Raw genomic sequence first — 10469 nt, 5'->3', positions numbered from 1 at the left:
AGGCGCGCGCCGCGGAGCTCGCCGCCGGGCCGCCCGCGGACGCTGCCTCCGTGCCCGGCGAGTGAGCTCCGGCGGCGGCTCACGACATCACCCGATCATGTGACCCGGCAGCCAGGTGACCAGGCCGGGGAAGGTGTACAGCAGGACCACCGCGACCACCATCAGCAGGAAGTAGGGCAGCGCGTAACGCGCGATCACCGTCATGTCGCGCCCGGTGAGGCCCTGCAGCACGAAGAGGTTGAAGCCCACCGGCGGGGTCACCTGCGCCATCTCCACCACGACCACCACGAAGATGCCGAACCACAGCGGATCGATGCCGGCGCTCTGGATGGTCGGCATCAGCACCGCCATCGTCAGCACCACGATCGAGATGCCGTCGAGGAAGCAGCCGAGCAGGATGTAGAAGATCGCCAGCGCCACCAGCAGCATCGCCGGGCTGAGCCCGAGCGCGCCGATCCATTCGGCGAGGTGGCGCGGCAGGCCGATGTAGCCCATCGCCAGGGTCAGGAAGGCCGAGCCGGCGAGGATCAGCGCAATCATGCAGTACAGCCGGGTGGCGCCCATCAGCGCGCCGAAAAAGCTCTTGCGGTTGAGCGTGCGCTGGCTGGCGGCGATGATCAGGCTGCCGATCACGCCGATCGCCGCCGCCTCGGTGGCGGTGGCGATGCCGCTGTAGATCGAGCCGAGCACACCGCCGATGAGCAGGATCACCGGGATCAGGTTCTTCGAGGCGGCGAGCTTCTCGACGAAGGTGGTCTTGAGGTCGGCCGCCGGGATCTTGCCCGGATTCATCAGCGACCACACCACCACCCAGCCCATGAACAGCGTCGCCAGCAGGATGCCGGGCAGCACGCCGCCGATGAAGAGCTTGGAGATCGACACGTCGGCCGCGACGCCGTACACGATCATGATGATCGAGGGCGGGATCAGCAGGCCGAGCGTACCGGCGCCGGCGAGGGTGCCGAGCGCCATCGATTCGGGATAGCCGCGGCGCTCGAGCTCGGGCAGCGCGATCTTGCCGATGGTGGCGCAGGTGGCCGCCGACGAGCCCGACACGGCGGCGAACAACGTGCAGCCGATGATGTTGGTGTGCAGCAGGCGGCCGGGCAGACGCTCGAGCCAGGGCGACAGGCCCTTGAACATGTCCTCCGACAGCTTGGTGCGGAACAGGATCTCGCCCATCCACAGGAACAGCGGCAACGCGGTCAGCGTCCAGCTCGAACCGTGGCTCCAGATCGCCACCGCCATGCCGTCGCCGGGCGCGCGCGGCGTGAAGCCGAGCATGCCGAGGATGCCGATCGCCATCAGGGCGAGGCCGATCCATACGCCGCCGGCGAGCAGCGCCAGCATCAGGCCGATCATCACGGCCGCAATCATGATTTCCATGGCGCGCTCCTCTTATTCCATGCGCGCGGCTTCGCCGCTGTGGGTGGCAAGTCGCGCCGGTGCGCGCCCCAGGGTGGTCATGACCAGGTCGTCGATCAGTGCGATCAGCAGCACGACCGAGCCGAAGGCCATCGACAGCTGCGGGATCCACAGCGGCGTGGCGTCCACGCCCTGCGAGATCTCCTCGAATTCGTGCGACTGCAGCACCATGCGCACGGCGTAGAAGGCCAGCATCGCCGCCACCGCCGTGCCGGCCGCTAGCGAGAACCACTCCAGCGCCGCGCGCATGCGCGGGCCGACACGCTCGAGCAGCAGGCTCACGCGGATGTGCTCGCCGTGCTTGAAGGTGTAGGCCAGCGCGAAGAAGCCGCAGGCGGCCATCGCGTAGCCGGCGTAGTCGTCGGTGCCGGGCAGGTAGATGCCGAGCGGACGGGCGAGGACGCCGGAGGCGACCAGCACCAGCGTGGCCACCATGCCGACCGCGGCAAGCACGCCCGACAAGCGGTACAGGGAATCGAGAAGCGCTCTCATGGCGGTCTCCGGAAAAGGACGACCCCGCTCGCGCGGGGCCTTGTACATCAGCGTCGGCTTACTTCAGCTTGCGATAGGCGTCGAGGATGGCCTGGCCGTCCGGGCCCGCCTTCTCGACCCACTCGGCGGTCATCTTCTCGCCGACCTTGAGCAGCTCGGCCTGCAACGCCTCGGGCGCCGGCTGGACCTTCATCTTGTTGGCCTTGAGCTGGTCGATGTACCAGGCGGTCTTCTCTTCCGAGACCTTCCAGCCGCGCTCCTCGGCGGCAGCGGCGGCCTTGAGCAGGGCGTCGCGTGCGGGCTGGTCGAGCGCGTCGAAGGCCTTCTTCGACACGAACACGATGTTCTTCGGCAGCCAGGCCTGGATGTCGTAGTAGTGGCTGAGCTGCTCCCAGCTCTTGGTGTCGTAGCCGGTGGCCGACGAGGTCAGGTTGGCCGACACCACGCCGGTCGACAGCGCCTGGGTGAGGTCGGCGGCCTGCACGGTCACCGGCTGGCCACCCATCAGCTCGATCATGCGCGCGACGGTCGGGCTGTAGGAGCGGATCTTCATGCCCTTGAGGTCGCCGATGGTCTTGAGCTCGGCCATCGAATACAGCCCCTGCGGCGGCCAGGCCACCGAGTACAGCACCTTGAGACCGTTCTTCGCCAGGCGCGCCTCGACCGCGTCCTTGGAGGCCTGCCACAGCTTCTTCGAGTCGGCGTAGCTGGTGGCGAGGAAGGGCACGGTGTCGAGCGCATAGAGCGCGTCTTCGTTGGCGAGACCCGAGATGATCAGCTCGCCGATCTGCGCCTGACCCGACTGCACCGCGCGCTTGATCTCGTTGGCCTTGAACAGCGAGCCGTTGGCATGGACGGTGATCTTGAGCTTGCCGCCGGTGGCCGCGTCGACCTCCTTGGCGAACTGCTGGATGTTCTCGGTGTGGAAGTTGCTGGCCGGGTAAGGCGTGGGCATGTCCCAGGTGGTCTGGGCGTGGGCTGCGGCGGTGACACCCAGGCCGACCAGGGAGGCGGCGATCACCTTGACGAAGGAATGCGGGAAGCGCATGGCGAGTACTCCTGATTGAGGAGGGCGGAAGCCCCGGAACGCAGGTTGGCGGGCGGCGACCGGTCTTCGATAAGTCACCGTTATTGCACGATAGAGATTTTGTGGGTATCTTGTCAACAAAACGTACACGTTTTTTTTGCAAAACCTCTATTAATCCTCTGCAAACCCTCTTCCATCCACCTCAGGAGACGGCCGTGAGTGAAGCCAACCGCATCGTGTCTTCCCAGCATCTGGTGTCGCCGAAGTCACCGGAGCTGTCCGAGTTCGAGTTCGGGATGATCATCGCCTGGCACGCCTTCGCGCGCTGGATGATGCGTTGCATGGCCGCCGCCGGCGTCAAGGACATGACGCCGATCGACGTGCTGGTGCTGCACCACGTCGCCCACCGCGACCTCGAGAAGCGCCTCGCCGATATCTGCTTCGTGCTCAATGTCGAGGACACCCACGTCGTCTCCTACTCGCTGCGCAAGCTCGCCGGCCTCGGCCTGGTACAGAGCGCCAAGCGCGGCAAGGAGGCCTTCTTCTCGGTGACCGCCCAGGGCCGCAAGATCTGCGAGGCCTACCGCGACGTGCGCGAGGCCTGCCTGATGCCCGGTTTCACCGGCAGCGCCGAGGACAACGCCCGCATCGGCGAGCTCGCGCAGCTGCTGCGCACGATCTCCGGCCGTTACGACCAGGCCGCGCGCGCGGCCTCCACTTCGTAGTCCTAGATAAGGGAGCCCTCCCGTGAGCTATCGCATCCTCGACGCCGGCGACGCCGCGCTCACCATCGAGTTCGGCAACATCATCGACCCCGCCCTGCTGGCGGCGGTCAACGCGCTCGACGCCGCAATCCAGCGCCTGCAGGGGGCGGGCGAGCTGCCGGGCGTGATCGAGACCATGCCTACCTTCCGCTCGCTGACGGTGTTCTTCGACCCGCTCGCCACCGACCGCGACACGGTACTCGCCGCGCTGCAGCCGCTGATCGACGCCGCCGAGCACGGCACGCCGGTCGACGGCCGCCACTGGCGCCTGCCGGTGTGCTACGAGGGCGAGGCCGCACCCGACCTCGCCGAGGTGGCCGCCACGCTCGGCATCTGCACGGACGAGGTGATCGCCCTGCACAGCGGCTCAGCCTACCTCGTCTACATGCTCGGCTTCCTGCCCGGATTCCCCTTTATGGGCGATCTCCCCGAGCGCCTGCGCCTGCCGCGCCGAGCCCAGCCGCGTGTGCGCGTGCCCGCCGGCAGCGTGGCGATCGCCACCGCGCTCACCGCCATCTACCCGTGGGAGAGCCCAGGCGGCTGGCACCTGCTCGGGCGCTGCCCGATACCGCTGTTCGACGCGCGCCGCGCCTCGCCCTCGCTGCTCGCCGCCGGCGACCAGGTGCGCTTCACCCCGGTGAGCAGCGACGAATGCCGCGCCATCGAGGCCGGCCTCGCCAACGGCGAGATCGACCCCATGCAGTGGCTGGAAAGCACCCCGACCCCCGCGGAGAACGCAGCATGAGCACGCAGACCGAACTCGAGATCCTCTCCCCCGGCGCCTTCGCCTCCCTCCAGGACGGCGGCCGCCGCGGCCATCGCCGCATCGGCGTGCCCTGGGCGGGCGTGCTCGACCGCCGCCTGATGCGCATCGCCAACGCGCTCGCCGGCCGCTCGGAGGACGCCGCGCTGATCGAATGCTTCGACGGCGGCCTGCACGTCACCGCGAGCGGCGGCGCGGTCAAGATCGCCGTGGCCGGCGACGCGGTGGTCGAGGTCGAGGGCACCGAGGGCCGACGCCAGCTCGCAGCGTGGCGCTCGGTGACGCTCGCCGACGGCGATCAGCTGCGCATCCGCAAGCTCGAAGGCGGGCGCATCGCCATGGTGGCGGTCGTCGGGCTGGACCTGCCGGCCGTGATGGGCAGCGCCTCGACCTATGTGCGCGCCGGCCTCGGCGGTGTGGATGGCCGCGCGCTCGCCGCCGGTACGCGCCTGGCGCTCGCCTCCGACGCGGACCCCTGGGGCAGCGACCACGTGCTCACCCAGCCGCCCGCGGCCGACTCCGGCCCGATCCGCCTGGTGCCCGGCCCGCAGGACGACCACTTCAGCCCGGCCGCGCTCGAAGCCCTTGTCGGCGGCGAGTATCGCGTCACCACCGAAGCCGACCGCATGGGCATCCGCCTCGAAGGCGCAAAGCTCGAGCACGTCGGCGCTGCCGAGATCGTGTCCGACGCCACCGTGCCCGGCTCCATCCAGGTCCCCGGCGCCGGCCAGCCCATCGTGCTGCTCGCCGACGCCCAGACCGCAGGCGGCTACCCCAAGATCGCCACCGTGATCGGCGCCGACCTCGGCCGCCTGGCCGCGCTGCGCCCCGGCCAGGCCCTGCGCTTCGCCGCCGTCGGCGCCGCCGAGGGCGGACGGATCGCGCGCGCCGTCGAGGCGGAGACCCGGGCGCTGATCGCCTCGATCCGCGCCCTGCCGCCCGACGGCATCGACCTGATGGCGCTCTACACCGGCAACCTGGTCGACGGCGTCGTGCACGCCCTCGGCGCGGAATATCGACCGCTATATTGAAGCCATGACCCTCCGGCCAGCCCCACCCTGCAGGAGCGCCCCCCTCCTGTAGGAGCGGCGGCAGCCGCGAACCATGCGCCCGAGGTCCGCGCCGCGCCCTCCGGCGCGGCGCCCGACCCGCAGCAACCCCCTCTCTCCCCACGGAGCCCAGCCCATGAACAAGACGATCAACCTCAACGCCGACCTCGGCGAATCCTTCGGCGCCTGGACCATGGGCGAGGACGAGGCGCTGCTGCAGGTGGTGCGCTCGGCCAACGTCGCGTGCGGCTTCCACGCCGGCGACCCGGTGGTGATGCGCCACACCGTGCGCACCGCGCTCGCCGCCGGCGTGAGCCTGGGCGCCCACCCCGCCTACCCCGACCTGCAGGGCTTCGGCCGCCGGCCGATGAAGATGGCCCCCGCCGAGCTCGAAGCCATGGTGATCTACCAGGTGGGTGCGCTCGCCGGCATGGCCGCGGCCGAAGGCGGCCGCGTCACCCACGTCAAGCCGCACGGCGCGCTCAACAACCAGGCCTGCGAGGACGCGGCGCTGGCCGACGCGGTCGCGCGCGCGGTGAAGGCCATCGACCCCGCGCTGATCCTGCTCGCCCCGGTGCTGTCGGAGCTCTACTTCGCCGCCGAGCGCGCCGGGCTGAAGGTGGCCGGCGAGGTCTTCGCCGACCGCGCCTACACCGACAAGGGCACGCTGGTGCCGCGCGGCCAGCCCGGCGCGGTCATCCACGACCACGACGAGCTCGTCACCCACGTGCTGCGCATGCTCGACGCCGGCGGCGTGGTCAGCCAGAGCGGCAAGCACCTGCCCACGGCAATGGACAGCATCTGTGTGCACGGCGACACCCTGGGCGCGGTGGAAAGTGCACGTCACCTGCGCAGCGAACTCGAGGCGCGCGGGTGGACGATCGTGGCGCTGCCGGAGGTGGTTGAAGGACGTTGAACGGATCTCGACTGGGGGCCAGGTGCCCGTGAAGCCTGCCCACACCCGTTCGCGCGCAAGCCCGCTCCCACCACCGAGACAGGCAATCACCGTCCTGAAGCTCTAGCGGGCGATCTCGTCCGGCACGGCCAGCCACTCGATCCGCCCCTGCCCCGCCTCGCCGAGGCGCGCGCGCAGGGCGGCGGCGGCATCCTCGGGCAGACTGAAGCACAGCTCCACCGCCTGCCCGTGCTCCACCGCCAGCAGGCTCGCCCCGGCGGCGTCGAGCTCGCGCCGCAGCAGCCCCTCGATCGCATACGGCACCGCGCAGCGCAACGTCGCCAGACGCACGATCGGCACCTTCTCCGCCTGCAGCAAGGCCTGCGCCACCGCGTCCGTATAGGCGCGCACCAGACCGCCGGCGCCCAGCTTCACGCCGCCAAAGTAACGCACCACCGTCGCCAGCACGCCCTCCAGGTCCTGATGGCGCAGCACGTCCAGCATCGGCCGCCCGGCGGTGCCGCTCGGCTCGCCATCATCCACCGCCGCCGACTGTCCGCCCGCGAGCAGCGCCCAGCACACATGGCGCGCACCCGGATGCTGGTCCCACAACGCGGCCACGACCTTCTGCGCGCCGGCGCGGTCACCCATCGGCTGCACGCAGCCGATGAAGCGGCTCTTCTTGATGATCCGTTCGCTATGGACGGGAGCGGCGAGGGTCAGCGGCATGGGGCGGGATTCTAGTCCGATTCGCGCGGCGGCACGGCGGCGGCCTGGCGGGAAGATCGGAGACGAACCCCGCTGCCTGGTTCCTGCGCATTGACGACGGCCCCGATCGCCCACGGCATCCGCTTTCGAGTCGATTCGGCACCACCAGGGCAATCATCCCAGTTCCCTTTTGTCATATTTCCCAATAGCATTCCGAATCCCTCGCCCAGGAGCCCGGAATGCCCGCCCGTGCAGCGCAAGACGATTACGACAGTCCATGGAAGGAGGCCGTCGAGCATGCCTTCCCGGAGTTCATGGAGTTCTACTTCCCCGACGCCAGCCGCCAGATCGACTGGGCGCGCGGTCACCGCTTCCTCGACAAGGAGCTGCAGCAGATCGTACGCGACGCCGCGCTCGGCCGACGCCACGTGGACAAGCTCGCCAGCGTCACCACCCACACCGGCGAGGAAGACTGGCTGTGCGTGCACATCGAGGTCCAGGGCAGCATGGATCCCGGCTTCGCGCGCCGGATGTTCGTCTATAACTACCGCATCTTCGACACCTACGACCGCCCGGTCGCCAGCCTGGCGGTGCTCGCCGACCCCGACCCCGAGTGGCGCCCCGACCGATTCGGCTACGAGCGCCTCGGCTGCCGGCACAGCCTGCAATTTCCGGTCGCCAAACTGGTCGACCACGCAGCGGACGAAACCGCCCTGCTGGGCAACCCGAACCCCTTCGCACTCATCACCGCCGCGCACCTCTTCACCCGCCGCACCCGCCGGAGCCCGGCCGCCCGCTTGGACGCCAAGCGCCGCCTCGTGCGCCTGCTCTACGAGCGCGACTGGACGCGCCAGCGCATCCTGGACTTCTTCTCGGTGCTCGACTGGATGATGCGGCTACCCAAGGAGCTCGAGCAGAGACTGTGGCAAGATATTGAAAAGATTGAAGGAGAACGCAAAGTGAAGTACGTCACCAGCGTGGAAAGGCTTGCGATCGAGCGCGGACTGCAGAAAGGCATGGAGCAAGGGCTCGAAATCGGCATTGAGAAGGGGATCGAGAAAGGGATCGAAAAGGGGATCGAAAAGGGGATCGAGCAGGGTCGTGCCCAAGGCACGGCAAGCGTACTTCTGCGCCTGCTCAACCGCCGCTTCGGCCCGCTCTCCCCCGACATCACCCGGCGCCTCTCCCAGTCCACGCCCGAGCAACTCGAGATCTGGGCCGAGCGCGTGCTCGACGCACGAGCGATCGACGAAGTGTTCGCGGAGAACTGAAGCGCTGGCGCAGGCTGGGCGGGACGACAAATGTCCGACGCCCGGCGCAACGCCACTGCTCTCCAACGCGTGAAGCAATCCGGCCGCTTCTCCCCGCAACCCTGACCGCCGATGAATGCAGGCGCCCCCGTGACATGAACCCTACCCAGCACACCCCCTCGCAGGACTCCGACCCGCTCGAGCTGATGACCCGCGCCTTCGACAGCGGCGTCGGCGTGATCCTGGAGACGAACGACTTCTCGGCCCTGCTCATCCACCTGAAGCAGGCGCTGCGCCCGTTCGCAGAGGCCTGCGCGGCCGAGGACGACGAAGCCGACGACGCCGCAGTGGACCGCGCCGCACGTGGCCTGGCGACCCACATCGCTTACGAGCTGTGGAACGCGACGCCGATCCCGGAGAACCACTTCCGCCCGCGCAAGATGCCGCGCCCCGAGCGCAACGCCCCCTGCCCCTGCGGCTCGGGACGTAAGTACAAGCAGTGCTGCGGCGCGGTCGACACGCCGCCGCTGGACCTGGCGCCCGACGACATGCTGATGCGCGTGATCGAGCAACTGCCATCCGATCGCCTCGAGGAACGGGTCGCGCGCGGTGCCCCGCCGCCGGTCCTGTGCAAGATCGCCGAGCGCTGGTTCGGCGAGGGTCGCCACGACGAGCTCGTCCGCCTGCTCGAGCCGCTTTTCGCCGATCCGGCCAGGCTCGACGGACGCGTCGCGCAGGCGGCGAGCCTGCTGATGAGCACCTACGCCCACCTGGAGCGCGCGGGCGACCGCGACGCGCTGATCGAACGCCTGAAGACCTCACCCGATCGCGAGCTGCGCAGCCTCGCCCTGCAGCGCGAGGCGTCCGTCCTCGCCGACCGCGACGAGTTCCCCGCAGCCTGGCGGGCATTCCGGGAGGCGCAGCGCCTCGACCCGCAGGATCCGACCTTCGCCCACCTCGAGGTGCTCCTGCTGATGGCCGAGGGGCGCAAGGAGGAGGCGCGCAGCCGCGCGAACATCTGGGCGGCCGATCTCCTCGCCCGCTCCCCGGGCAAGGAATACCTTCCCCTGATCGAGGCCCTGCACGCGATCGTCGAGGACGAGGACGACGACGGCATCGACTGGGACAGCGAGCACAGCGCGGAGGTGAACGCCGCACTCGCCGCGTTGCCGAGCGACTACCCTGCCCGCCGTCTGGTCCTGCATGTCGCCCTGGAGGGCATCGAGCCGCTGATCTGGCGCCGCCTCGAGGTCGAAAACTGGCTGACTTTCAACGACCTCCACACGATGATCCAGGCGGCGATGGGCTGGGAGGACGCGCACCTGCACGAGTTCTCGGTCGGCGACTACCGCATCGGCAATGCACCCGATTTCGACACCCCCTTCGACGAGCTCGTCCTGCCCGGCGAGGAGGTCGAGCTCGGCCAGGTGATCGGGCGCCACAAGGGCTTCAGGTATCTGTACGACTTCGGCGACGGCTGGCTGCATCGGATCACGATCGAGAAGCGGCTGCCGAGCGCCCCACAGCGTGTGCCGGCCGTCCTTATAGACGGTGCGCGCGCCTGCCCGCCGGAGGATTGCGGCGGCATCCCGGGCTACCAGCGCATCCTCGCGGCCCTGCGTGGCGAGATCGCGGCCGAGGGCGACGAAACCCTCGAGGCGTACGCGGATCTGGACCCCGAAGACTTCGCGCTCGCGCCTTACCAGCGCATCGTCGCAAGCCTGTTCGAGCCCATCGGCTGAGCCCCGCCGTGGCCCGCACCCACCCCGAAGGCTGGCGCCTGCTCCCGGCCGGAGGCGCACGCGGGCGCGAGCTCGCCACCCTCGCCCGCCTCGCCGCCGCGCTACCCGAGGACACCCGGATCTACCACGGCCTGCACTGGACGCGCGCCGAGGGCCGCACGGCCGTGTTCGGCGAGGTCGACTTCGCCGTCGTCGGATCGGGCGGGCGGGTGCTGCTGGTCGAACAGCAGGCCGGCTTCCTCGACGAAACCCCCGCCGGGCTGATGCGCCCGGGCAGGCGCCGCGCGGCGCAGCTCAGCGTCGAGCTCGCGCGCAACGCCGACGCGCTGCGCGCGCGCCTGCGCCCGCTGCTCG

Annotated in this window: 10 protein-coding genes and 1 pseudogene; 7 read left to right on the top strand and 4 right to left on the bottom strand. The window is 69.7% G+C overall.

Features of this window, described 5'->3' with window-relative positions; genetic code table 11:
* Positions 1–87: 87 nt before the first annotated feature.
* The 3 genes from C667_RS15560 to dctP are packed head-to-tail and all read right to left on the bottom strand — an operon-like array spanning position 88 to position 2965.
* Positions 88–1386, bottom strand: a complete 1299-nt coding sequence (locus C667_RS15560) for a TRAP transporter large permease (protein WP_004368612.1) — start codon at positions 1384–1386, stop codon at positions 88–90.
* A 12-nt stretch (positions 1387–1398) separates the two neighbouring features.
* Positions 1399–1917: a TRAP transporter small permease gene (locus tag C667_RS15555; protein WP_004368610.1), complete on the bottom strand. Its 519-nt coding sequence runs from the start codon at positions 1915–1917 to the stop codon at positions 1399–1401.
* A gap of 58 nt (positions 1918–1975) precedes the next feature.
* Positions 1976–2965: a TRAP transporter substrate-binding protein DctP gene (gene dctP / locus C667_RS15550; protein WP_004368608.1), complete on the bottom strand. Its 990-nt coding sequence runs from the start codon at positions 2963–2965 to the stop codon at positions 1976–1978.
* A gap of 194 nt (positions 2966–3159) precedes the next feature.
* Between dctP and C667_RS15545 the strand changes: the two genes are divergently transcribed.
* The 4 genes from C667_RS15545 to C667_RS15530 all read left to right on the top strand — a co-directional run bounded on the left by C667_RS15545 (position 3160) and on the right by C667_RS15530 (position 6436).
* Complete coding sequence (locus C667_RS15545) at positions 3160–3669, top strand: winged helix DNA-binding protein (RefSeq protein ID WP_004368606.1); 510 nt, start codon at positions 3160–3162, stop codon at positions 3667–3669.
* 22 nt (positions 3670–3691) lie between these two features.
* A complete protein-coding gene (gene pxpB / locus C667_RS15540; RefSeq protein WP_004368604.1) occupies positions 3692–4453 on the top strand; it encodes a 5-oxoprolinase subunit PxpB in 762 nt (253 codons plus the stop codon).
* Positions 4450–5502, top strand: a complete 1053-nt coding sequence (locus C667_RS15535; protein WP_004368602.1) for a 5-oxoprolinase subunit C family protein — start codon at positions 4450–4452, stop codon at positions 5500–5502. The genes pxpB and C667_RS15535 overlap by 4 nt, the downstream gene beginning before the upstream one ends.
* Positions 5503–5656: 154 nt before the next feature.
* On the top strand, positions 5657–6436 hold the full coding sequence (locus tag C667_RS15530; protein ID WP_004368600.1) for a LamB/YcsF family protein: 780 nt from the start codon (positions 5657–5659) through the stop codon (positions 6434–6436).
* A 102-nt stretch (positions 6437–6538) separates the two neighbouring features.
* Here the strand turns inward: C667_RS15530 and C667_RS15525 are convergent, their stop codons facing one another.
* On the bottom strand, positions 6539–7144 hold the full coding sequence (locus C667_RS15525) for an IMPACT family protein (protein WP_004368598.1): 606 nt from the start codon (positions 7142–7144) through the stop codon (positions 6539–6541).
* A gap of 218 nt (positions 7145–7362) precedes the next feature.
* Between C667_RS15525 and C667_RS15520 the strand changes: the two genes are divergently transcribed.
* The 3 genes and pseudogenes from C667_RS15520 to C667_RS15505 all read left to right on the top strand — a co-directional run.
* On the top strand, positions 7363–8394 hold the full coding sequence (locus C667_RS15520; RefSeq protein ID WP_004368597.1) for a DUF4351 domain-containing protein: 1032 nt from the start codon (positions 7363–7365) through the stop codon (positions 8392–8394).
* A gap of 134 nt (positions 8395–8528) precedes the next feature.
* Positions 8529–10115 (top strand): IS1096 element passenger TnpR family protein, encoded by a 1587-nt coding sequence (locus tag C667_RS24410; protein ID WP_004368594.1) that lies wholly within the window; start codon positions 8529–8531, stop codon positions 10113–10115.
* Positions 10116–10123: 8 nt separating this feature from the next.
* Positions 10124–10469 (top strand): annotated as a pseudogene (locus C667_RS15505) (nuclease); the annotation flags it as partial.

The sequence above is a fragment of the Thauera phenylacetica B4P genome (assembly GCF_000310225.1).
Taxonomy (GTDB): domain Bacteria; phylum Pseudomonadota; class Gammaproteobacteria; order Burkholderiales; family Rhodocyclaceae; genus Thauera; species Thauera phenylacetica.
The sequence above is the reverse complement of the archived record's forward strand: the minus strand, read 5'-3'. Positions and strand labels throughout refer to the sequence as shown.

Excerpts from the sequence above, each read along its gene's own strand:
- dctP (WP_004368608.1), bottom strand. The coding sequence starts at position 2,965 with ATGCGCTTCCCGCATTCCTTCGTCAAGGTGATCGCCGCCTCCCTGGTC.
- C667_RS15560 (WP_004368612.1), bottom strand. The coding sequence starts at position 1,386 with ATGGAAATCATGATTGCGGCCGTGATGATCGGCCTGATGCTGGCGCTG.
- C667_RS15530 (WP_004368600.1), top strand. The coding sequence starts at position 5,657 with ATGAACAAGACGATCAACCTCAACGCCGACCTCGGCGAATCCTTCGGC.
- C667_RS15535 (WP_004368602.1), top strand. The coding sequence starts at position 4,450 with ATGAGCACGCAGACCGAACTCGAGATCCTCTCCCCCGGCGCCTTCGCC.
- C667_RS24410 (WP_004368594.1), top strand. The coding sequence starts at position 8,529 with ATGAACCCTACCCAGCACACCCCCTCGCAGGACTCCGACCCGCTCGAG.
- C667_RS15555 (WP_004368610.1), bottom strand. The coding sequence starts at position 1,917 with ATGAGAGCGCTTCTCGATTCCCTGTACCGCTTGTCGGGCGTGCTTGCC.
- C667_RS15525 (WP_004368598.1), bottom strand. The coding sequence starts at position 7,144 with ATGCCGCTGACCCTCGCCGCTCCCGTCCATAGCGAACGGATCATCAAG.
- C667_RS15520 (WP_004368597.1), top strand. The coding sequence starts at position 7,363 with ATGCCCGCCCGTGCAGCGCAAGACGATTACGACAGTCCATGGAAGGAG.